Source organism: Rathayibacter sp. AY1C5, assembly GCF_002931705.1.
Classification (GTDB): Bacteria; Actinomycetota; Actinomycetes; order Actinomycetales; family Microbacteriaceae; genus Rathayibacter.
The window spans coordinates 1-21110 of record NZ_PSWD01000025.1 but is presented as its reverse complement, the minus strand read 5'-3'; the positions used below and the strand labels follow the sequence as shown (position 1 = coordinate 21110).

Genomic DNA, 21110 nt, shown 5'->3' with positions numbered 1-21110 from the left:
GGCCCTAGCCCGATCAAAGGTTCGCCCCTACTCTCAGACCAACCACCGCGCTAAGGAGGAGGGCGAGAGTTCCGGCTTCGCACGACATCGGCGCGGATTAACTCGCGAGCACCCCCAGCGCCGGTCACACGCATCCGCGGGAGAAATGACGCAGGAGTGCGGATCCCGGCCTAAGTGGTCTCATACTCCACCAGCCAGACGATCGGAGCCTCATGAGCCACAGGCTCGACAACACCCTCCTGCTGTCGCCGCTCATCGTTCCGCCCGCGGCCGAGATGAAGAAGGCCCTGCTGCTGAGCGAACGGTTCTCGACGATCGCTCCGCGAGGATTCCCGCCCACCGAGACCCTCACCGAGATGGAGGATCGAGGCTGGTGGGTCCCTGCCGACCTCGACGACCTCGACGAGCACACGCGAGCGCGGGCCGTCAGCGAGTGCATCCGCGCCGCAGAGCGGTACACGTTCACGACGGACGACTGGCAGCAGTCCGACAGGCTGTTCGCCCGCAAGCTCCCCTACGAACTGGAGCACTGGCTCGTCGAGCACGATTACCTCAGGCCGGCTTCTCACGACCGATCCCAGTTCCGAGCAACCCGGGAGAACCTCGTCCCCGCGCTCCTCGCGATCTGCGGCCGACGCCTCTGCCAGGCGAAGGGCTGGCAGTACGGCGTGGCCACGACCGCGACGGCCCGGCAGGCTCTGTTCGCGATCGACGACGCCTCCGACCAGCGCGCACTCGCCCTCACGCTCTACGACATCCCGGAACCGCATCCGGAGGCGACCTTCGACGACATTGTGGCCTTCCGGCAGAGCAAGGAGAAGCTCCTCGCCCGGTACCTCGACGGCCTCCGGGACGTGCGGCTCGCCGTCGCCGAGGCGGAGGACGGCCGGGAGCTCGAGGACGCGCTCCTCACCTACAAGGCGCGTGTCTCGGAACTCCATCAAGCGTCCGGCCCCCTGAAGGGGGAGGGCGGCAGGCGACTCGATCCGATGACGCTACTGATCCCGATGACCGAGGTCGGCGTCGCTGTCGGAGACTGGTTGACCTCAGGGCCGAGCTTCGCTCCGATCGTCCTGGCGGTGCGAGCCGTCGCTTCGGTCGTCACTCTGCGCCGGCACGACGCGACGTCCTACCTCTCGGCCGCAGTGGCGAAGAACCTGATCGAGGCGCCGGAGAGCCGGGCGGTGACGGTCGGCCTGCGGGACTGACCGCATCACCACCCGCGCACACCCGGCACCTTTCTCCAGTGGTATCCGCCGCCGTACCCGGGCACGCAGCAGGAGGAACGAACCGACAGCGCAGGAGCCGGGAGAGACCAGAGCGTCTTCCGGTCCAGGGCGGGGCGTCCCGCATGTAACGCACTCGGATGAGGCGGCGCCCGGACCGGCCGCCTCACTGCGCCCCCGTCACCGACACGGGGTCCACCCCGCCGGAGCACCCCTCAGGGCAGGTCCGACCGCCCCGCCCCGCTCCGCAGCGCCTCCCCGTCCCGCGCGGGCCGCTGGGTGATCCCGCGCAGCCAGCGGGTGAGGCGGCCCCGGCGCACCTCGAGCACGAGGACCACGACGAGGATCAGGCCCTGGACGATCTGGTAGATGTACGGGCTGATCTGCAGGCCGTTGAAGCCGCTCGAGATGCACTGGAGGACCAGCGCGCCGATGCCCACTCCGACGATCGGGGCGCGGCCTCCGGTGGGGTTCGTCCCTCCGAGCACGGCGATGGTGATGGCGAGCAGCAGGTAGGAGGAGCCGTAGTCGGCGGTGGCGCTGGCCGAGCGCGCCGACATCATCACGCCGGCGATCGCGGCCACGGCGCCGCTCATGGCGTAGGTGCTGAGCAGGACGCGGCTCCGGCGGATCCCGGTGTAGTCGGACGCCTCCGGGCTCGCGCCGACGAGGATGATCCGCAGGCCGAGTCCGGTGCGGTTCATCACCGCCCACAGCAGGGCGACGACGGCGACGAAGAGCCAGAAGGTGACGGGGACGATGGCGACGGTCGCGATGCCGAGGTCGAGGATCGTGTCGGGCAGGCCGTAGACCGGCTCGCCGCGGGTCAGCACGAGCGCGGCGCCGGTGAAGACCGTCATCGTCGCCAGAGTCGCGAGGATCGGCGCGATCCGCAGGCGCGAGACGAGCACGCCGTTGACGAGACCGCACACCAGCCCGACGACGACCGCGACGGCGATGCCGACGACCGCGGCGACCGGGTCGGAGGCTCCACCCTCCAGGAGGGCGATCGAGGTGGTCGCCATGGCGAGAGCGGCGAGGTTGGCGATCGCGACGATCGACAAATCGATCCCGCCGCTGGACATCGTGATCGCCACGGCGAGCGCGAGGAGTCCGACCTCGGGGACGGCGTAGCCGATCGACTGCAGGTTCAGCGCCGTCGGGAAGATCGACGGGTTCAGGAGGCTGAACACCACGATGACGACGACGAGGAGGAGGCCGAGGTTCCCGGTGTGCCCGGCGGAGTCGACCGCGCGGCGGAAGCCGGGTCCGGACAGGCGGCCGGCGGGCCGCTCGACGGTTCGTTCGGTGGTCATGCGACCGCTCCTTCGAGAACGCGGGAGCGCGCCTGCCGCAGTCGGCGGGTCTGCGCTTGGATGGCGACGCCGGCGAGGATCACGAGGCCGACGACGAGGGTGTGCCAGAAGCCGGGGATGCCGAGGCGCACGAGGGAGTTCTGGATGAGCGCGAGCAGGAGGACGCCGAGCGCGACGCCCTGCACCGAGCCGCGCCCGCCCGTGTCGGCCGCTCCGCCGATCACCACGGCGGCGATGACGTTCAACTCCGTGCCGACCAGCTCGAAGGGCGAGGCGTGGCCCACGAGCGAGACGTGCACCATCCCCGCGAAGCCGGACAGGGCTCCGGCGACGACGTAGATGATCGTCTGCACCCGGCCCACGCGGATCCCCGCGCGGCGAGCCGACTCCGGCGCCCCGCCGATCGCGTAGACGGAGCGGCCGAACATGGTCTTCCGCAGCACCAGCGCGAGTCCGACGGCGAGGAGCGCCACCGGCACGAGGAGGACGCTGACGGCGGACCCGTCGACGGTCGCCAGCCTCGCGTCGCCGACCGCCGCGAGCGAGCCCGGGAGGGTCGACAGGTAGGTGGCGCCGACGAACGCGAGCAGGGCGCCGCGCACGATGCCCTGGGTGCCGAGCGTCGCGATGAGGGTCTGCAGATGGAACCCGGCGACGAGCACGGCGTTCAGGATCCCGACGACCGCACCCACCGCGGTGGCGGCGGCGAAGGCGAGGAGGGCGTTGTCGATCCCGCTCGACTGCATCACGGTGACGGTCAGGTAGGCGGCGAAGATCGCGATCGCGGTGAAGGACACGTCGATCCCGCCGGAGACGATGACGAGCAGGAGCCCCAGTGCGAGCGCCATGTTGACGACGGCTCCGCGGAGGATGTCGGCCGCCATGCCGGCGCTGAGGGTGCCCGGGCTGAGGACGGCGATCGCCAGCACCACCAGGACGATGATGCCCAGGAGGATCCCCTCGTTGTTCCGGCCGCGCAGGCGGGCCAGCGCGCTGGGCGCGTGGAAGGTCGTGGTGGTCACGCGATGCTCCGCTCTCGCACGGCCTCGACCGTGACGCTGTCCGATGTGATCTCGTCGATGAGGCGGCCCCGGCGCACCACGAGGACGCGGTGGCAGACGCTCACCAGCTCGGGGACGTCGTCCGAGATGAGGAGGACGGTCATCCCCGCTGCCGCGCGATCGCGAAGGATCTGCAGGATGGCCGCCTTCGAGCCGATGTCGACGCCGACGGTGGGGCCGTTGAGGACCAGCACCTTCGGGTCCGTGGCCAGCCACTTCGCCAGGACGACGCGCTGCTGGTTGCCGCCCGAGAGGGTCGAGACGGCGTCCGACGGCTGCCCGATCTTGAGCTCGAGGTCGGCGACGAGACCGTCGACACGGCGGGCGACCGTCTTCGGGCGGAGCCAGCCCAGCCGGCTCGTGACGCGCGAGATGGACGAGGCGATCATGTTCCGGCTGATCGGCTGCGCGAGGAAGACGCCCTGCGTGAGCCGGTCGGCGGGCACGTAGGCGATCCCGGCCTCCATCGCGCTGGCGACCGAGCCGCTGCGGACGCGACGGCCGTCGACCTCGACCGAGCCGCGGGTGAAGGGGATGATGCCGAAGACGGCGTCGGCCACCTCGCTGCGGCCGGAGCCCATGATGCCGGTCAGGCCGACGATCTCGCCGGGCGAGACGTCGAACGAGACGTCCTCGAAGAGTCCCGGCGCGCTGAGGTTCCGCACGCTCAGCGCCGGAGGGAGGTCGGCGGGCAGATCGGCGACGATCCGCTCCTCGAGCTCCTGCCGGCCGATGAGCGCCTCGACGAGCGAGTCGCGGTCGAAGTCGGCGGCGTCGCCGGCCGCGACCATGCGGCCGTTGCGGAGGACCGTGATCCGATCCGAGAGGGCGAACACCTCCTCCGTCTTGTGGCTGACGAAGACGATGGACACTCCGTCGTCCTTGAGGGTCCGCACGACGCCGAACAGCGTCTCGACCTCGGTCCACGTCAGCGCCGTGGTCGGCTCGTCCATGAAGAGGACCTTCACGTCGTTCGCCAGGGCCCGGCAGATCGCGACGAGCTGGCGCTGAGCGACGGGGAGCTCCTCGAGCAGCGCGTCGGGGTCGAGGTCGAGGCCGAGCCGCGCCGTGACGCGCTCCGTGAGAGCACGGGCGGCGGAGGCGGAGACGATCCTCTTCCCACCGGCGACGCGCGTGGTCATCGCCACGTTCTCCGCCACGGTGAGGTTGGGGAAGAGCGAGAGGTCCTGGTAGATGACCTGGATGCCGTGGGTGATCGCGTCGATCACGCTGAGCCGGCCGACCTCCTCGCCGTCGATCTCGATGGCTCCGGCGTCCCTCGTCTCCACGCCGCTCAGGATCTTGATCAGCGTCGACTTGCCGGAGCCGTTGGCGCCGGCCAGGCAGTGCACCTCGCCCGCGCGGATCTCGAGATCGACTCCGGACAGGGCGTGCACACCGCCGTAGGACTTCTTCACGGCGTTGGCTCTCAGCACCACTGGTGTGTTCGGCATCGTGCGTGCCCCTCCTGGTGCGGCCGGCGTCGCGAGGGCGCCGGCCGAACCTGCTGTGTTCTCGGTGAGGTGGATGGGGATCAGAACGGGTAGTCGGCCGCGTTCTCGGCGGTCACGTCGACCCAGGCCGTTCCGAAGAACGTGGTGTCCGAGGTGTCGCTCTGGACGAGGGAGTCGTAGCCCTCGATCCCGAGGTCGTCGCCGGCGGCGACCTTCTCGCCGTCGACGAGGCGCTGGGCGATGGTCAGCATCGCCTCACCGGCGAGCGCCGGGTCCCAGAACGTGATCGTGTCGATGGCGCCGGTGGCGAGCTGGTCGCCGGCGATCGAGGGCAGCGAGGTGCCGATCACGCAGACCTGGTCCTCCTTGCCCGCTTCGGCGATCGCGCGTCCCGCTCCGACGACGTCGGTCGATGCCGAGCCGAGGATGCCGCGGAGATCGGGGTAGGTGGCAAGCAGCTCCTTGGTGCGCTGGTAGGCGGTGTCGGCGCTCTCGTCCGTCGAGAGGGGGTCGCCGATCGGCGTGACGTTCGGGTACTCGGCGGCGGCCTGATCGGCTGCGCTCTTCACCCACGTGTTGTGGCTGGTGACGGTCAGGCCGCCGACGAAGTGGGCGTAGGAGCCGCCCGCGTCGCCCATGCACGACGCGAGCAGGTCCATCTGGTGCGCGCCGTACTCCTCGTCCTTGAACGCCTCGATGTCGACGTCGGTGTTCTCGATGCCCGCGGCCTCGTGCGTCACGACGACGATCCCGGCGTCCTGGGCGCGCTTGAGGACCGCCTCGATGCTCTCCGGGGCGTTCGGCACGACCGTGATCGCGGCGGGGCGCTGCGGGATCACGTCGCTGATCACCGCGATCTGCTTCTCGGGAGTGGAGTCGTCACCGGCGGTCTGCGTGACCGTGAATCCGGAGTCCTTCGCCCACTCCTGGTTGCCCGTCTCCATGCGGTTGAACCAGTCGCCGCCCGCCAGCTTGACGATGTTGACGAACGACCGGGAGTCGCTGCCGCCGGCGTCGGTGCCGACACCCGTCCCGCAGCCCGCGAGGACGGCGGCGGCGGAGAGGGCGAGGGCGGTCACGGGGATGATCTTCTTGATCGTGGTCACGGGGTGCTCCTGACATCGTTGTGGGGGTGGGGTGACGCGTGGACGAGCCGTGTCGGCTCGCGGGGGATCATTCGAGGTTGGTGTGCCGTGCGCGCATGTCGCCGAGGCTCTCGGCGAGGCCCGCGCGCACGCGGTTGGTGATGAGGTCGACGAGGATCAGCTGCGCGATCTCGAAAGCGCTGCCCATGGGCAGCACCGAGGCGGAGCCGGAGTCGGACGCCATGGTCTGGGCCTCGACGACGACGAGGTCGTCGAACATCCCGTCCGGGACGAGCTCCGGCTGGGCCGTGAGGCACATCGTCCGAGCCCCCGCCTCGTGAGCGATCCGCGCGAGCGTCTCGATCGTGCGGAGGCGGCCGGGGCCGAGGGAGAGGATCGCGAGATCGCCCTCACCGACGGCCGGGCAGGTCATGTCGCCCACGACGTGCGCGCTGATCCCGGCGTGGAACAGCCGCATGACCAGAGCCCGCATCATGAGGCCCTCCCGGCCGGCGCCTCCGCAGACCACGGTCCGGGTCTCGAGGATGCGAGCCGCGATCCGATCGAGGTCGGCGTCGCTCACGCTGCCGACGGCGCTCTCGAGCTCTCGCAGCGCGATGGCGCCGTCTCGCTCGCCGGGCCGGGCCTCGCCGGCCTCGAGCTGAGCAGTGCTGTCGTTCATAGACGTCCTCCTTGACAAGAAATCATCGTATCACCATATCTCGGACGACAGTTCGACCAGTGGGCAACGATAAGGTGGGCACGTGGTCGACGGGAAGCATCGGAGCGTCGGGAGAGGCGAGCGGTGACCGAGCGATCGAGGACTCCGGCGGTGACGAACGCCGTCGCGGTGCTGACCCTCCTGGGCGAGGGGCGCAGGCCCCTGACCGTGACCGCCATCGCCCGCGAGCTGGACCTCCCCCGGACCAGCGTCGACCGGATCTGCGAGACCCTGAGCGTCGAGCGCCTGCTGTCCCGCGGCACCGACGGCACCTTCTGGCTCGGACCCCGCGTCGCGACCTCGGGCGCGGTCTCCCGGGGAGCCCGCCCGCGATCCCTGCGGCTGGGAGTGCTCGTCCCCGATCTCGGCAACGCCTACTACGGCACCTTCATCACGGCGGTCGAGGCCGATGCGCAGGCCGCCGGCGACGAGGTGCTCGTGCACGACGCTCGAGACGACGTCGACGAGCAGCGCCGGCAGTGGCAGGTGCTGCTCGACGACGACGTCGACGTGATCCTGGTCGACTCCGTCGCGACCCACGGCTTCGACGACCTCGTCCGCGCCTCGAGCGAGCAGGGCGTGCCGGTGATCGCCATCGGGACCCGGATCGCCGGCGTCGACGTCTCGGTGACCAGCGACAACACGCAGGCCGGGGTCCTGGCCGGCCTGGAGCTCGCGCAGCACCTCCCGCCGGGCGCACGGATCGCGATCGTCGACGGCCTGCAGAAGAACGCCAACGCCGAGCGGATCGCCGGATTCCTCGACGCGCTCAGCGACCACCCCGACCTCCACGTGGTCGGCCGGCAACGGGGACGGGTGGAGGACGAGGAGTCCGGCCGGGACGCCGTCGAGCGCCTCCTCGCCGAGCACGGCCCCCTCGACGGGGTCTTCGCCGTCTGCGATCCTCTGGCGCTCGGAGTCGCCGACCGCGTCGCTGGGCGCCCGCAGCGGACCTCCATCGTCTCGGTCGACGGCCGGTCCCGCGCGGTCCAGGAGATCCTCGCGGGCGGCGCCTTCCTCGCGACCGTCGCGCAGGATCCGGCCAAGCTCGGCACGACCGCGATGGCCTCCGCCCGCGACGTCTGCGAGGGGTTCTGGCCGCACCAGCGGGTCGTCTCGCTCCCCGTGCAGCTGATCACCCGCTCCGACGCGGCGAGATACGAGGCATGGGGATGACCGATCCGACTCTCGTCCCCGCCATCCGACGGGCCATGGCCGTCGTCGACTTCGTCTCCTTCGCGGGCGTCGCCAGCCCCGCCTCGATCTCGGCGCACCTCGGTCTCGCCAAGAGCTCCATCGCGGACATCGTGGGGACGATGCTCGACGCCGGTCTTCTGCAGAAAGTCGGCGACGGACTGATCACGGGCCCCGCGTTCTCGCGACTCAGCTCCGGGTTCATCGGCGGATCGGCCCCGATCGAGAACCTGCGTCGTCTGTGGCGGCGCCATCCGGTGCTCCACGAGCACACCATGAGCCTCCAGACGCTCATCGGCACTCGGAACCTCTGCGTGGACGTCGACCTCGGCATCCACCTGCTGCCGTACAACCCGCGGCCGGGGATGCGGACCGCCGTCTGGAGCGACGCGGGCGGAGAGCCCGTCCTCCACAGCCTCACGGCCGAGCAGATCCTCAGCGGAGTCGAGCGGTTCCGCGCCTACAGCCCGCTCGCACCGGAGGCGCTGGCTGATCTCGGAGCGTGGGTGGAGATGCACGCGACGGGGGCGCAGTCCGAGCCGCTCCTCTCGCAGACGGGGAACCTCGAGATCAACGTCGCACTGTCGGCCGGCCAGGATCCGCCGCCGTCAGCGCTGACCCTGCATCTGCCCCCGGACCTCAAGGCGGACTTCGCCTCCCTGCGCACCGCGCTGGCGCAACTCGCCGCGCGACTCACGAGCACGGGCCGCGGCTCCCCGGCGGGGTGACGTCCGGGTGGTGACTCTCTGGGAGCCGGCCATCGCGGGCCGACGACCCCGAGCCCCTCCAGGAGTCCGCTCCGCCGGGTTCGGTACCGTCTCCCCCATGCCCGACCCCACTCCCGACACCCCCGAGGTCGCCGCCGAGTACCTCCGCGCGGAGCTGCAGCTACGGCGCTTCGGGCGGCTCCGCCTCACCATCGACATGGCGCTGGGCAGCGGGATCCTCGCGCCCTACGACCTCGTCGTCCTCCGCCTCGACACCGGCACGGAGATCATCCGCGTGAAGGCCGATCTCACCGATCCCCACTACCTCCTCGGCCAGGTCGAGCTCGACCTCGAGACGAAGACGGTCGCCGAGTTCCTCGAGGAGTGGCGGCCCGCCTGACCAGGCCGGCACAGCCGCGATCCCGGTGACGGGACGGCGCCGAGGCGACCGGAGCAGGACGGCGGAGATCCGTACCCCCTCGCCTCACAGCCCCGCGGGAACCCTGTCCCGCTCCTCGTCGACCACCACCGGCACCCACGCACCGCGGGCCGGCCGCCCCGCCCACCACACGTACACCCCGGCTGCGACCACAGCGCCTCCGGCCGCGACCGCCCACCACGGGAACCCGGCGACGTCGGGCGACTCCCCCGCCGCGTCCACGTCCGACTGAGGGGTCGGGATCACCCGTTCGCCGGTGACAAGGATGCGGTGGGTGTTGATCCCGAGCGGGGTGCAGGTGACGAGGGTCAGGAGGTCCTGGCCGGGCTGCACGAGGAGGCTCTGCGTGTCCTCCGGCTCGACGACGAGCGTCTCGCGCACGCGGTAGGTGACCACCTCGCCGTAGACCTCGATGGTGAAGGTGTCGCCGACGTCGACGCGGTCGAGGTGGGTGAAGAGCTCGGCCGAGGCGAGGCCGCGGTGGCCGGTGAGGACCGAGTGGGTGGAGGGGCCGCCGACCGGCAGGGCGGTGCCCTCGAGGTGGCCGACGCCCCGCTCGAGGACGGCGTCGCTCGTGCCGTGGAAGATCGGCAGGTCCACGTCGATGGCGGGGATCCGGATGCGGGCCATCAGACCCTCGGCGTCGCCGCGCAGGAGGGAGGAGTAGCGCTCGCGGTCGGCGACCTGCTCGTCGTCGGCCAGGGGGAGGCGCTCGTTCGCGGCGACGGCGGCGCCGCCTCCGCTCAGGCTCTGGTTGTAGGCGCGGGCCTCGACGAGGTTCTGCCGGAGGGTCTCGGCGCCGAGGTCGGTGATGTCCTGCGTGAGGGAGTCGATCTCGCGCGCCTGCTCGACGGCGCTCAGCCAGCTGGCGGCGACGGGGTACAGCAGCAGCGCCACTCCCGAGAGGCTGATGAGCGCGATGACCAGCGGGGCGATCGGCAGCCGCCACCGCGGTCGGCGGTGGAGCTGCCTCCGGAGAGGAAGAGGAGCTGAGACAGAGGAATGCGGGGCACCCGACGGGTGCCCCGCATTCGACTTCGTCATGGTGTGACGTTACTCCGCGGTCTGAGCAGCCAGCGCGGTGCGGCGGCGCGAGGCGATCAGGCCCGAACCGATCGCGAGGGCGAGGAGCGCGCCTCCACCGAGGGTGAACCACTGCGCGCCGCCACCGGTGAGGGGCAGGGCGAACGCCGGCACCTGGGTGTGGAGGAACTCGACGTAGTTCTGGATCGGCGCGGTGGCCGAGCTCGGTCCGGCGACGACCTGCGTCAGCACCTGGGCCGGGGTGGGCAGACGGAATCCGGCGGGCGGAGTCAGCTCGCGGACGTAGTAGTTGCCCGGCGTGATGATCGGGATCTCGACGATGCCGTTCGCTCCGGTCGTCCAGTTCTGGTTGCCGTTGATGAACACCGGGTTCTGGCCGAGGTTGGCATCGTTCTCGGTGAGGAACACCTGGTAGACCGCACCCGCGAGCGGCACGCGGTTGGCGCCGTTGTTCTGGTACGCGTACACGGTCAGCTGACCGATCGGGGTGCTGCCGGTGACCGTCTCCGTGGCCCCGTTCACGACGCTCGTCGCCGAGTTGGTGATGATGCCGTTGGCCGGGATGGCGGTGGCACGGGTAAGCACGGTGAGGGTGACGACGCCGCCCTGCAGACCCTGCAGCTTCGTGAGGCCGGACTGCAGGAAGTTCAGCGTCACGTTCCGGGTCACGGCGTCGTAGCCGAGCGTGTAGTCCGTGTTCGCGATGAACGCCGGAGCGGGCGCGGTGCCCGCGGCGCTGGTCACCGTGATGCCGGTGGGGGCGACGCCGGCCGGGCCGGTCGGCAGGTAGGTCAGCTCGGCGGGGAGCGTGTCGGTGAGGGTGAACGTGTCGAGCGTGTCACCGGCGGCGAGCACCGGGACGTCCGAGGCGATGGCCCAGCGGATGAGGTCGGGGTTGCGCGCCTCGACCGAGTTCGCCGCCGCGGGGACGCGCGTCTTGGTGAGCTCCGTGACCGCGTTCTTGGGGTAGACGTGGACGTCGTAGATCCACTGGTTCGCCGGCGCACCGGTCGGGCCCGTCGGGAACGGCAGGGTGACGAGGAACGGCGCCGCGCCGTTGGTCGCTCCGGCGGGGAGCTGGGTCTCGGTCACGAGGTAGAGGCCGAGCGGCATGCTCGCGCCGTTGTTGAACACGGCCTCGCCGTCCGTGCCGCTGGTGGCGGTGAAGGTGTCGGCGGCGGTGACACGGGTCGCGGCGGTGCCCGGGGTCAGGTTCGCGACCTGGTTCCAGCCGTCGGGCGTGGTGAGGTCGACGCCCTGGACGCGCGCGGCGGTGAACACGGCGCCGGGCAGCGCATCGCCGGGGACCGTGATCTCCTGGCCGGTGCCGATCGCCTGGCCGTTGTTGGAGCCCAGCGCGAGCTTGTGCACGGTGAGGGTGCGGCTGATGGTGGGGTCGATGTTGCCGGGCAGCGTGACCGCTGACGCCGGCGCGACGGCGGTGAACACCGCCGCAGCGCTCAGCGCGAGGACGCCGGCTGCGGCGGCGAGCCGCCTGGTGAGTGAGCGGGACATGTGATCTCTCCTACTGAGGTCGTGAGTGCTGATGTCGTGGAGTCGAAGGTGTGCGGGAAGGGGTCTGCGGGAGAGCGCCGGGGCTCTCGGTCGGGGCGTCACCGGGAGGGGCCTCGCAGCCTCCGGCGCCGCTCCCAGAGGAGGAGGCCGAGTGCGAGAGTGAGCACCGACCCCCCGCCCAGAAGGAACGCGTCGGTGCTGGCGCCACCGGTCAGCGGCAGGCGTGTGGGGTCCACGGGGGCGTTGACGAAGCGGTAGACCGCCGTCTGACCGGCCGTGGGGGCCGTGATCGTCCGCGAGGCGACCGGGGACCACGTCGTCCCGGTCAGGCGCTCGAGACGCAGTTCCTGGTAGGCGAGGCGGCGGGTCGGATCCGTCGCCGCCTCGGACAGCGTGTAGCCGTGACCCGGTCGCACCTCGAAGGTGCTCGCCGGGTTGCCCGCGGCGACGTACTCCGCGCCGGCCCGGGTCTCCGTCGGGAGCGTCCCTCCGGCCAGTGCGGCGGGCGTCGCGGTGACGCGCCAGTCGGCGGCCTGGAAGCCGGTCTGGGGGCGCAGGACCTGCTTGACCAGGGTGATCGTCGCGCTGGCGTTGTCCACGGTGCAGGTGACGGCGGCACCGTTCGTCGGGGTCACGTCTCCGGCCGCGCTCACGGTGAGGGCGGCACCGGTGTCGGTGCGGCACTGCCAGGGTGCGGTCTGCACATAGGTCGCGGAACCGCCGGTCTCGGCGAGCCGGTAGGCGGCACCCGGGGTGACGGGGATCGCCGACACGCCCGCGGAGCCCGCGCGGCCGGTCGGGCCGGGCAGGGCGCCGGTCGGGCCGGTGGCGCTGAGCGTGAAGTCGCTGGGCAGCGCGCTGCCGGAGCTCACCGTCTTCACGAGCGTGAGGGACGCCGTGGGCCGGTTCACGATCGAGCACTCGACGACCGCCGCGGAGGCGATGCCGGTGAGGCTCGCGCTGATGACGGTCCCGGACTGCGAGAACGTGGTCGCCCGGGCGGTGCCGTTGACCGTGCAGGCGCCGCTGACGAACGCGAAGCCCGTCTGCTGCACCTCCGAGACGGTGAGCGTCGCCCGCGACGCCTCCGTGCCGAACAGGACGGTCCAGGCGGCCTGGCCCGCGGCGTCCGTCTGCTGGCGGGGCGACTGCTCCGGCAGCAGGGCGACGGTGCCGGCGGTGGCCGTCGCGGTCGTGCCCACGGTCCAGTCCACGCCGGGGCGGGTGGTGCCGGAGGCGTCCCGGATCGTCTTGGTGATCCGCACGGTGGAGGCGGGGCGCGGGGAGTTGAAGAAGGTGCAGGTGACGTTGACGCCGAGCCGGTTCGGGAGGGTGACCGTCCCGGTCGGGTTCGAGCCCGTGCTCACCCGCACGCCGTCCGCGTAGCACTCGTAGATGCTCGTGTAGGCGGTGATCGGGGAGGCGGAGCCCGCGGCCATCGCCTCCGAGACCGTCACCGTGCTGTTGATCGGAGTGGGGAAGGGGCCGATCTGCGCGGTCTGGCGGCCGGTGGTGGCGCCGGTGGTGGTGGCCGTGGCGAAGGGCGACGCCGGGGAGCCGGCGGCCGCCGTGAGCTGGAACTGGTCCGCGGCGGCCAGGCGCCCGACCACGCTCTTCTGCACGGTGATCGTGGCCGGCGAGGAGCAGCCGGAGAGGTCGACGGCATTGACGCTCACGCGCGGCGTGCCGCTGACGCGGGTCCACGTGGTGGCGTCGAACTCGTACGCGCTGCCGGGGATGGCGGGAACGCCGTTCGCGGCGGCGACGTCGCCGTTGGCGAGGTAGACGGTTCCACGCGGCGAGAAGGCGATGCCGTTGATGTTGGCGAAAGCGGCGTCGGTCCCCGTCACGGCCTTCGCGATCGACGTGTTCACCGGGAGGGTGCCGCCGGTCGCCGCGGCCAGGGCGTCGGCCGGCACGGTGAAGATCGCGGCGCTGCTGGCGTTGTTGACCGAGCCCGCGCCGACGACGTAGAGGTTGCCGCGAGCGTCGAACGCCATGTCGCCGTTGCCGTTGGGGGTTCCGGAGGTGGGGAAGGAGCCGACGAGGGCGAACCGGGTGGCGACGGGGTTGGCCTCGGTGAAGCTCCAGATGTAGAACTGGCCGCTCGCGAAGCTGCCGAACAGGTACCTGCCCGTCCGGAGGTCGACAGCGCCGGCGACGATGCTGCCGGTCACCTGCGCTCCGCCGGCCACGGTCGTGTACGCGCTGTTCGCGATCCTCTGGAAGCCGGCGTCCGGCGTCCACTTGAGGACGGCGTCGACGTCCGTCGCGTCGGACGAGCGGTCCAGCGCGTAGGCGAAGGCACCGTTCGCGCCGACGCCGAGCGCGTTCGCCTCGGCGGTCCCCGACCAGCTGCCGATCGAGGTCAGGGATCCCGTGACGATGTCGGCCTGCTGCAGGGCGCCGGCCGCCGTGAGGGAGTAGAAGCGGCCTGTGTCGCAGAACAGGCGGGGCGTCTGCACCGTGTTCGTGAAGGTGCAGAGCACCTCCGCTCCCGCCTCGCTGGGGATCGTGATCGACCCGGCGGCGGAGGCTCCGGAGGCGATGACCGTGCCGCCGCGCGAGCACTCGTAGCTGTTGGAGTACCCCAGGCCCGCGCCCGCGGTCTGCGCCTCGGCGATCGTGTACGTCGCTCCGGACTGCACGGTGAGGCGGCTGACCTGCGCGGCCTGGATCCCGGTGGCGGTGCCCGTGGTGGTCGCCGACGCGAGGACCGTCGTGCCGCTGCGCACCGAGAGCGTGAACTGGTCGCCCGTGGCGCTGCGCACCGGCAGGTTCTTCCGGACGGTGAGGGTGGTCGCGGCCTGGATCGTCACGGACGTGGGGGCGGAGGCGATGAGGCCGGTGGGAGTCGTGGTCCCGGTGCTGTACGTCCCGGCGGCGGCGGCCACCACGTCCACCGAGATCGTGCAGGAGGTCGCGCCCGCGGCGAGGTCGCCGCCGACCGTCGAGACGGAGGAGGATCCGGCGGCCGCGGTCACGGCGAACGCCGTTCCGGTGACGTCGGTGCAGGACCCGCCGACAGCAGGCGTCGGGGCTACGACGAGACCGGCCGGGAGAGCGGTCGAGAAGCGCCAGTCGGCCTTCGCGAGGAGGTCGCTGGTGTTGGTGACCGTGTAGGTCAGCGTGGTCGGCACCGTCGCGGTCGGCACCGCCTGCGTGAAGGCCGCGTCGAGCGCGGGGGTGACGTCGAGCACGCGGAGGTCGTCGACGGCGAAAGCGCTTCCCGTGCCGGTGACCGTGTTCACGAGCTGCACCTGGGCCGCGGCGATCTGCGCCGGAGTGAGGAGCGCGGTGCTCGTGCCGGTGTAGGCGGCGGCGCGAGCGGAGGCGGGGAGCGCGGGATCGACGAGCGAGCCGAGCCCGCCGACCAGCGGGAGGGTCGGGGACGTGTAGAACACGCTGCCGGTCGCGGCGCAGGGCACGACCGGTGCGGCGAATCCGGTGAGGACGGTGGACCCGCCCGAGACCAGGTTGAGGGAGAGGGACGCGTTGTTCGTCCCGCACTGCCCGCCGGCGGCGTTCATGCCGACGGCGTAGTAGCGGGCGGCGGGCGCGGAGACGCCGATCCCCGCGGCGCTCTGGGCGACGGTCGTGCCGCCGGTGATGGCGGCGTACGGGTACTCGACCAGGGCGTGGTTCGCCTGCGTGCCGGTGTTCGAGCCGTTGGCCGGGGCGCTGCTGGAGGTGGACCCCGGCACTCCGGCCGCCACCTGTCCGAGGACGTCCGCCATGCGGCGGGTCTCGCGTGCGGCCGACGATCCCGTGCCGACGGTGAGGAGGGGCCGGGTCGGGCAGAAGGCGGAGTTGGGGTAGGGCGCCGTGTAGTTGACCAGGACGCCGGTGCAGTTCGTGGCGGTCGACCAGCCGGTGGCGGCCGTGTAGCGGCCGTTCGCGTAGGCGGTGAGCGCGCTCGGGGTGGCGGTCAGGCCCTGCTCGAAGGTCTCCGTCCACACCTGTCGCGGGGCCTCGGCGACGCCGGCCGCGAGCGTGGAGAAGCCTCCCGCTGCTCGCGCCGTCGCGGGTGGTCCGCGGTCCGACTCCTGGTCGTCGTCCGAGGCCGCAGTGGGAGCGGGCGCCGACCCGGTGGGCGCCGGCTCGACGGGCTGCTCCGGCTGCGCGGCGCCGCGGGGTGCTGCGGGATCGGGCTCGTCCTGAGCGGGCTCCTCCGCCGTCGCACTCGGCGACTCCGCGGCCTCGGCGGGCGCGGGAGAAGCGGAGGTCGACGGGGCGGACGCCGACGGAGTGGGTGCCGACGGAGCGGGTGCCGGATCGGCCTCGGGGGCTGTCGGCGGTGTCGGTGCGACCGGCGTCGGGAGAAGGGCGGGGGCGTCGCCGGCGACCGGATCCGCCTGGTTCGCGGCCTGAGCGGGAGACGAGGCGGAGACGTCGCCGAGCCCCCACGAGCCGACGAGGAGAGCGCCGATCGTCGCGAAGACGACGGCCCGCATTCCGAGGCGCGACGGCGCTCGGTGCCGTGAGTGGCGGCGCCGCCGGGTCGTGAAAGCCATGGTTCTGCTTCTCAGTCGTGTTGTCGATCGTGGAGATGAGCGAAACGTCGACACGACGAACGACACGGATGTCGCAGCGAGTGCGGAGGCCCCAGACTCCGGAGGGGAGCACGCATTCCCCGCGGGCTTCCGAAGATGAACGTATAGGTCGGCCTCCCTCTCGCCATAGAGAAGTGAGCCCCCCTTGTCGGGGCCATAACCGATGAGAAAAGGACCGGGGTGAAGCCGAATATGGCGCCTTTTGACGGGTCCTCGCGAAGGAGTTCTAAGAAGTGAGCGCGCGCGACCGGCTCGGCTCACTCCTCCCGTCAGGTCCCGTGCAACGCTCGGGCCCCACCCGGCCACGTACTCGGTAGACGCCCGACCGACGAAGGATGGACCCGATGACGCGACGCACACTCGACGACCTGCTCTCCCGCAGCGACCCCGCGACCGGCGACCGGGCGCCCGGTGTCCGCACCGCCCTGCACAGCGTGATCGCCGAGACCCGCGAACGCGCGCCCCGCCGTCCCGCGCGGTCGAGGGCGTGGTGGCTGGCGGCTCCCGTCCTCCTCGTCCCGGGTCTCGTGCTGGCGACCAGCGCCGGCACCGACGTCCGCTCGGTCCCCGACTTCACGATCCCGATCAGCTACACCACCGACTCCGGCGCAGCGGTGTCGTGCTCGATCGACTACTTCAACGGCGAGATCGACTACCGCGAGGTCACCACCTCCGCGACCGACTACCTGCGCGCGCAGGACTGGAACGGCATCGGCCAGCGGATCCACGACGACGCGCTCGCCTACACGACCGACCCCGCCTGGCTGGCCTCGGACATGAACAGCGACGGCCCCGGCCTCTCGGAGGAGACGATCCGCTGGCGCGCCTGGATCACCGCGGCGGACGACCACATCCTCGACACGATCCCCGAGGGCGTGATCGTCGAGGGCGACGGCGGCCTGGGCGGCAGCACCGACTGCACGGGAGAGCTGTGATGAGCGCCGGCGAGGCGGCGCCGTCCATCGCGCGCAGCGTCGTCCGCTCCCCCGCGCGCGACCGGGAGGCCGAGATCACGGCCCTGGTCGAGCGGGAGGCGCCGGACCTGCTCCGCTACTTCGCACGGCGGACGGCGAGCCCCGAGGACGCCGCGGACCTCCTCAGCGACACCCTCCTGATCCTGTGGCGGAAGGAGCGGTCGATCCCCGAGGACGAGACGCGCGCGCGGATGTGGGCGTTCGGCGTCGCACGGCGGGTGCTCTCGGGCCAGCGCCGCACCGCGACCCGGAGGAGCGCGCTCGTCGAGCGGCTGGCGGAGGAGCTCCGCATCACTCCGCCCGCACCCGCCGACGACGCGGCCGAGGACGTCCGCGCCGCGATCGCGCAGCTGAAGCCCGTCGACCAGGAGATCATCACCCTCGTCTACTGGGACGGCTTCTCCCTCGCCGAAGCGGCCGAGATCCTGTCCCTCCGCGCCGCGACCGTGCGGAGCCGGCACGCGCGGGCGCGGGCGACGCTGCGGGACGCGCTGGGGGCGGCGATGTGAGGAGGGTGAGGGCTCCAGGTGCCGCACGCACTACGGTCTTACGCGGATCGGCTCACCACTAGGCCTTTATCGATGGCATCCACGCAAACCGCCAGCGTTTGAATCGCTGGCGCGAGATCAGATGGCTCGCACAGCGCCATAATGGCGAAGGTGAGGAACTCGTCGTCCATGGCACTTCCCGCGATTCCATACGAATCCGGTTGCTCGCGAGCCGCTGATGCCCACTCGTCGAGAGATCTGCACTGATACGCGGTGCCTGCAAGTGCACTGTCAGCTGCTGTCGAGCTGTAGGGGGCCTCTGTGACCTTCGTAAAGCTCTCGTCACACTGCCAACTGATGTCGACGGTCTCGAACGTGTGGATCTCCACCGCGGGCTGCGGTGCCACGGGCGGGACATAAGGAGCATCCATTTGGCGCGGCCCCGTATACGTGGGTGACGCACCGGCCGGATCTTCGGCACTACATCCCGACACGGCCCCGCAAAGTACGAGCCCGACGAAAACGGCCGAAAACCACTTGATCCTCATGAACTGAAGATACGACACTGCAACCCTTCATTTCTCGGCCGAGAGCGCCCGACGCCTCGAAGGCCTGAGGAAGATCAGTCCCCTTACGCCAAGTCGGTGAAGCGCGAGAATGCTCGACCGCGTCCAAATGCAGATGCAGATGCTGCTGCCTCACACGAACCATGAAAGAAATTCGCTACCTCCGCCCCGACCCGCAGGCACCTAGTCGAGGAAGTACGCGTTCACCTTCTCGTCGGTGTCCAGGATCTCCTCCGAGGGCACCCCGACTCGGGCCGCGAGGTCGATCGCCCCGAGAAGCGCGACCTCGATGTCGGGAGAGAACGCCCGGTCGAGGATGTCGATGAAGTGCAGCATGCTCGTCTCGAGCTTCGCCAGGAGATCGGCGTAGTCGGCGGCCAGCTGTTGATCGAGTGAGCGCTGGTCCTCGAGATATCCGGCGATGAGCGCTTCTTCCCGGGCGGAGAGCGAGGACGACGCGACGCTGAACATGACGGAGCCGACGGTATTGCCGATGACGGCGCCGAGGACGGGGACCGGGATGAGCACCTGCCCGACGACCGAGGACAGCGCGCTGATGCCGGCCTGGAGGCAGAGGATCTCGGAGTTCTCGATGAACTCGATCTCGGAGATGTCGCCCGCTCGCAGCCTGCTCGCCTGGCCCGCGATCCCCAGCGCGGCGGTCGTGACCGTGTTCGCCGTGGCGGCCGACGTCGCAGTGAGATTGGTGAGTGAGTAGATCGTGAGACCGCGGATACCGCCCTTCACCGCGCCGAGACCGGAGGCGTTCGCGATGTCCTTCCAGTCGTCGGCCGAGAACTCCTTGAGCTTCGTGCCTTCGCGGCGCTTGGCGAGGACCGCGGAGACGAACGCGGTCCCACCCTCGATCCCGGCGGCGACGACGGTGACCTGAGCGCCCTGGCGCACCGTCGCCCGGTTCTCCCGAACGGCAGCCGTGCGGGCGGCCTCGTCGGTCGCCGTGATCCTTCCCTCCTCCGCCGCGAACGTGTCGGTGTACGCACCGAGCTGCACGTCCCGGTACTCCAGCCGGGAGGGCTCGAGTGCCGCGATGTCGATCGTCTCACTCGAGAAGAACGCCTTCACCCGGTTCCAGTCGCGGAGGGACGGGCCGTCCCCGCTGCGGGAGAGGACCTTCGCCGCATCCTCGGCGGACATCGCATGCAGCTTCTGGATGACCTCGAAGTGGTCGCTCGGGATCTGGTACCTGCCGCCGTTCCTCACGAAGTCCGGGTACCTCTCGAGGTGCTCCGTGATCGCGCCGAGGCCGAACCGCCCGCCGGCGGCGGAGAACTTCTGCTGGATCAGCAGGCCGTTCCGCATCAGATCGACGGGGCCGTTGTCGTTCACCCAGGCGTTGCCGCCGGTCTCCCCGAGCACAGCGGCACGGGCGTTGCCGATACCGACCTCGGCGACCTCGGCGATGAATCCGTGCGCGCCCTTCACTCCACCGCGGTTCGACGAGACCACGTCGCCTATGTGCAGGAGGGCCGTATCCAGATGGTCGAGAGCCGTCGAGAGGTTCTGGTCCTGCCTGCTCAGGGCGCCCATGAGTCGATCGACGCGCACCTGGTTCAGGTAGCCCACCCAGGCGGCGACGGCCTGCTCTTGAGTGCTTCTGGCGACGTCGGCGAGATCAGGCATCGTCGGCGGCCTGCTCCACACGGGCGCTCAGCAGTGCCGCACTCGCTTTCGCGACGTTCACGAGCGCGCCGAGCTGCGACTGCTGGGAGGGAGCCAGGGTCGCGAAATCCGCCCCGAAGAACGGCAGCGCCTCGCCGTAGACCTTCAGAAGCAGCTCTCGGGTAGAGGCGGTGCGCTGGAGGAGGTCGTCGATCTGCGCGTCCATCGCCTGCACCTGCGCGATGTTCCGCATCACGGCGGTGAGCATCTCGTGCTTCGTCTCGCGGTTCTCGAACTTCTTCTTCGTGAACAGGACGACCGAGGTGAGGACGGCGGCGCCTGCGAGGCTCCAGCCGACCGGGCCGGCCAGCGCGAGCAGCGCTCCTCCCGCGACGGTCCCTCCGCCACCGGCAGCGACGGCCCCGCCGCCGAGCCATGCCAGGGCGGCCTGGCTCGCAGCGGCACCGGACAGGGTCGAGATCGCGGTCCCGGTCGACGCGGTGCCGAACGTGGTGGCGACCCACATGGCGGCTGTCGGCGCGACGCTCGCGATCGCCGCGCCGGCGGTGACACCGGCGCCCGCTCCCGCCGCGGACTTCCGTGCAGCGACGAGATCCGCGCGGGCGATCTCCTCGGCGTCCAGGAACCGGGCTCTGTCGAGCTCGATCTGCTCGAAGTCCCTGCTGAAGGACTTGGGCGTGTTGGCGATGCTGTTCACCACGAGCTCGACGAGAGCGATCAGGTCGGTGGAGCGCTCGCGTTGCCGGAGGAGGGAGAGCCCGTCGTCGCTCATCGCCGTGAAGGCGCGGTTGTATTCGGCCGTGACCTCCTCGTACGACTGGAGGCTCCGCGGGCCGAACTTCTCGGCGGCTGCTTCGCGGAGATCGCCGGCCTGCTCCATCACCTGCGTCGTAGCGCTCCGCGCACGCTTACTCAGATCGCCGGCAGCTCGTGCGACTCTCTCCTTCGCCCTGTCCAACTCCGGTCGCTCGACCATCACCCGTACCTGTTCCCCGTAGACGCCTTTTCCCGGCTCGACACTATCCAGCCGCGTATCGAAAGGTGATCGGGAACACCGCTGCCAACGCTTCTCGGACACCCCCGCCGGATGAGTTGCCCCCGCCGCTGTTCCTCCGGCTCGCGGCCC

General features: G+C 71.0%; 17 protein-coding genes. 6 read left to right on the top strand and 11 right to left on the bottom strand.

Annotated elements, in window-relative coordinates; genetic code table 11:
* Positions 1-212: 212 nt before the first annotated feature.
* Complete coding sequence (locus tag C5C57_RS14430) at positions 213-1208, top strand: hypothetical protein (RefSeq protein ID WP_104247204.1); 996 nt, start codon at positions 213-215, stop codon at positions 1206-1208.
* Positions 1209-1441: 233 nt separating this feature from the next.
* Here C5C57_RS14430 and C5C57_RS14425 read toward each other — a convergent pair whose 3' ends face one another.
* The 5 genes from C5C57_RS14425 to C5C57_RS14405 all read right to left on the bottom strand — a co-directional run bounded on the left by C5C57_RS14425 (position 1442) and on the right by C5C57_RS14405 (position 6824).
* Positions 1442-2542 (bottom strand): ABC transporter permease, encoded by a 1101-nt coding sequence (locus C5C57_RS14425; RefSeq protein WP_104247203.1) that lies wholly within the window; start codon positions 2540-2542, stop codon positions 1442-1444.
* The gene (locus C5C57_RS14420; RefSeq protein WP_104247202.1) at positions 2539-3564 is read right to left on the bottom strand and encodes an ABC transporter permease; all 1026 of its coding nucleotides are present in this window, start codon (positions 3562-3564) and stop codon (positions 2539-2541) included. The genes C5C57_RS14425 and C5C57_RS14420 overlap by 4 nt, the downstream gene beginning before the upstream one ends.
* Positions 3561-5057, bottom strand: a complete 1497-nt coding sequence (locus C5C57_RS14415) for a sugar ABC transporter ATP-binding protein (RefSeq protein ID WP_104247201.1) — start codon at positions 5055-5057, stop codon at positions 3561-3563. Before C5C57_RS14415 ends, C5C57_RS14420 begins: the two co-directional genes overlap by 4 nt.
* 80 nt (positions 5058-5137) lie before the next feature.
* Entirely contained in the window at positions 5138-6163 is a 1026-nt protein-coding gene (locus C5C57_RS14410) for a substrate-binding domain-containing protein (RefSeq protein WP_104247200.1), read from the bottom strand.
* A 67-nt stretch (positions 6164-6230) separates the two neighbouring features.
* Positions 6231-6824: a 6-phospho-3-hexuloisomerase gene (locus tag C5C57_RS14405; RefSeq protein ID WP_104247199.1), complete on the bottom strand. Its 594-nt coding sequence runs from the start codon at positions 6822-6824 to the stop codon at positions 6231-6233.
* A 150-nt stretch (positions 6825-6974) separates the two neighbouring features.
* Between C5C57_RS14405 and C5C57_RS14400 the strand changes: the two genes are divergently transcribed.
* The 3 genes from C5C57_RS14400 to C5C57_RS14390 all read left to right on the top strand — a co-directional run bounded on the left by C5C57_RS14400 (position 6975) and on the right by C5C57_RS14390 (position 9164).
* Positions 6975-8039: a substrate-binding domain-containing protein gene (locus tag C5C57_RS14400; RefSeq protein ID WP_146082433.1), complete on the top strand. Its 1065-nt coding sequence runs from the start codon at positions 6975-6977 to the stop codon at positions 8037-8039.
* Complete coding sequence (locus tag C5C57_RS14395; protein ID WP_104247197.1) at positions 8036-8785, top strand: hypothetical protein; 750 nt, start codon at positions 8036-8038, stop codon at positions 8783-8785. The genes C5C57_RS14400 and C5C57_RS14395 overlap by 4 nt, the downstream gene beginning before the upstream one ends.
* A gap of 97 nt (positions 8786-8882) precedes the next feature.
* A complete protein-coding gene (locus C5C57_RS14390; protein ID WP_104247196.1) occupies positions 8883-9164 on the top strand; it encodes a hypothetical protein in 282 nt (93 codons plus the stop codon).
* An 84-nt stretch (positions 9165-9248) separates the two neighbouring features.
* Here the strand turns inward: C5C57_RS14390 and C5C57_RS14385 are convergent, their stop codons facing one another.
* The 3 genes from C5C57_RS14385 to C5C57_RS14375 form a co-directional block, all read right to left on the bottom strand.
* On the bottom strand, positions 9249-10247 hold the full coding sequence (locus tag C5C57_RS14385; protein WP_219815086.1) for a class C sortase: 999 nt from the start codon (positions 10245-10247) through the stop codon (positions 9249-9251).
* A gap of 9 nt (positions 10248-10256) precedes the next feature.
* Positions 10257-11762 (bottom strand): SpaH/EbpB family LPXTG-anchored major pilin, encoded by a 1506-nt coding sequence (locus C5C57_RS14380; RefSeq protein ID WP_104247195.1) that lies wholly within the window; start codon positions 11760-11762, stop codon positions 10257-10259.
* A 98-nt stretch (positions 11763-11860) separates the two neighbouring features.
* Positions 11861-16276 (bottom strand): LPXTG cell wall anchor domain-containing protein, encoded by a 4416-nt coding sequence (locus tag C5C57_RS14375; protein ID WP_146082432.1) that lies wholly within the window; start codon positions 16274-16276, stop codon positions 11861-11863.
* Positions 16277-16659: 383 nt separating this feature from the next.
* Here C5C57_RS14375 and C5C57_RS14370 point away from each other — a divergent pair, with 383 nt between their 5' ends.
* Both C5C57_RS14370 and C5C57_RS14365 read left to right on the top strand, forming a co-directional pair.
* Positions 16660-17250, top strand: coding sequence for a hypothetical protein (locus tag C5C57_RS14370; RefSeq protein WP_104247193.1), 591 nt, complete (start codon positions 16660-16662; stop codon positions 17248-17250).
* A complete protein-coding gene (locus C5C57_RS14365) occupies positions 17250-17798 on the top strand; it encodes an RNA polymerase sigma factor (RefSeq protein WP_104247192.1) in 549 nt (182 codons plus the stop codon). The genes C5C57_RS14370 and C5C57_RS14365 overlap by 1 nt, the downstream gene beginning before the upstream one ends.
* Before the next feature lie 38 nt (positions 17799-17836).
* Here C5C57_RS14365 and C5C57_RS17810 read toward each other — a convergent pair whose 3' ends face one another.
* From C5C57_RS17810 to C5C57_RS14355, 3 genes are all read right to left on the bottom strand, one after another.
* Positions 17837-18325 (bottom strand): hypothetical protein, encoded by a 489-nt coding sequence (locus tag C5C57_RS17810; RefSeq protein ID WP_146082431.1) that lies wholly within the window; start codon positions 18323-18325, stop codon positions 17837-17839.
* 201 nt (positions 18326-18526) lie between these two features.
* Positions 18527-19984: a hypothetical protein gene (locus C5C57_RS14360; protein WP_104247191.1), complete on the bottom strand. Its 1458-nt coding sequence runs from the start codon at positions 19982-19984 to the stop codon at positions 18527-18529.
* Positions 19977-20864 (bottom strand): hypothetical protein, encoded by an 888-nt coding sequence (locus tag C5C57_RS14355; RefSeq protein ID WP_219812565.1) that lies wholly within the window; start codon positions 20862-20864, stop codon positions 19977-19979. Before C5C57_RS14355 ends, C5C57_RS14360 begins: the two co-directional genes overlap by 8 nt.
* Positions 20865-21110: the final 246 nt, after the last annotated feature.

What these genes read in the sequence shown, in the direction of transcription:
- C5C57_RS14430 (WP_104247204.1), top strand. Translation starts at nt 213, where the DNA reads ATGAGCCACAGGCTCGACAACACCCTCCTGCTGTCGCCGCTCATCGTT.
- C5C57_RS14425 (WP_104247203.1), bottom strand. Translation starts at nt 2,542, where the DNA reads ATGACCACCGAACGAACCGTCGAGCGGCCCGCCGGCCGCCTGTCCGGA.
- C5C57_RS14415 (WP_104247201.1), bottom strand. Translation starts at nt 5,057, where the DNA reads ATGCCGAACACACCAGTGGTGCTGAGAGCCAACGCCGTGAAGAAGTCC.
- C5C57_RS14405 (WP_104247199.1), bottom strand. Translation starts at nt 6,824, where the DNA reads ATGAACGACAGCACTGCTCAGCTCGAGGCCGGCGAGGCCCGGCCCGGC.
- C5C57_RS14395 (WP_104247197.1), top strand. Translation starts at nt 8,036, where the DNA reads ATGACCGATCCGACTCTCGTCCCCGCCATCCGACGGGCCATGGCCGTC.
- C5C57_RS14390 (WP_104247196.1), top strand. Translation starts at nt 8,883, where the DNA reads ATGCCCGACCCCACTCCCGACACCCCCGAGGTCGCCGCCGAGTACCTC.
- C5C57_RS14385 (WP_219815086.1), bottom strand. Translation starts at nt 10,247, where the DNA reads ATGACGAAGTCGAATGCGGGGCACCCGTCGGGTGCCCCGCATTCCTCT.
- C5C57_RS14380 (WP_104247195.1), bottom strand. Translation starts at nt 11,762, where the DNA reads ATGTCCCGCTCACTCACCAGGCGGCTCGCCGCCGCAGCCGGCGTCCTC.
- C5C57_RS14375 (WP_146082432.1), bottom strand. Translation starts at nt 16,276, where the DNA reads ATGGCTTTCACGACCCGGCGGCGCCGCCACTCACGGCACCGAGCGCCG.
- C5C57_RS14370 (WP_104247193.1), top strand. Translation starts at nt 16,660, where the DNA reads ATGACGCGACGCACACTCGACGACCTGCTCTCCCGCAGCGACCCCGCG.
- C5C57_RS14365 (WP_104247192.1), top strand. Translation starts at nt 17,250, where the DNA reads ATGAGCGCCGGCGAGGCGGCGCCGTCCATCGCGCGCAGCGTCGTCCGC.
- C5C57_RS17810 (WP_146082431.1), bottom strand. Translation starts at nt 18,325, where the DNA reads ATGAGGATCAAGTGGTTTTCGGCCGTTTTCGTCGGGCTCGTACTTTGC.
- C5C57_RS14360 (WP_104247191.1), bottom strand. Translation starts at nt 19,984, where the DNA reads ATGCCTGATCTCGCCGACGTCGCCAGAAGCACTCAAGAGCAGGCCGTC.
- C5C57_RS14355 (WP_219812565.1), bottom strand. Translation starts at nt 20,864, where the DNA reads ATGGAGCAGGCCGGCGATCTCCGCGAAGCAGCCGCCGAGAAGTTCGGC.